Genomic DNA, 548 nt, shown 5'->3' on the forward strand with positions numbered 1-548 from the left:
ATACACCTCCCTAATGTAATCATAGTTATCATTATAGCAACAATTCACGGGAAAAACATGGATAGGTCGCAATATTATCAGATTTTTAAGACCTTTAATTTGTGGTGCGGGCAAGGAGTGAATTCCTATTCTATAAGCACTATAATTAAAAGATAGGTTGAATAATGATATAATAAGTTATATTGATTGGAGGGACGGTTATGGAAAAACTCATTTGGACAGGACTTGATGAAAAGGCCTTTAGACCTTACAAGTCTTGGATCAACAAAGGCAGTCCAGGTATCTGTGGCACCTATTGTGCGGCGGTATTAACCCATTTTACAGTGCTTCGGGATACTAACCATTGGATGGCTAAACAGGACCTAATTGATGCCTTTAAAAAAGTTGTCGACGACTACCACCTGCATAGTGGGACTTTTTATTGGAATGTGGAAACAGGCTTAAATTCAGTATTCAATTTCGAAAATTACCGCGCGAAATCAGGCTTGTTACCGGATATTGAAGTGCCTAAGTTAATTGATCAATACCAAGCACCAGTCATTGTTGGG

At 38.3% G+C, this 548-nt stretch carries 1 pseudogene; it reads left to right on the top strand.

The annotated features are described in order from the left end of the window. Window positions 1–200: 200 nt before the first annotated feature. Window positions 201–548, top strand: a pseudogene (locus tag ACRCJ0_RS19000) (dihydrolipoamide dehydrogenase); the annotation flags it as partial.

The sequence above is a fragment of the Aerococcus sp. L_32 genome, assembly GCF_050689315.1.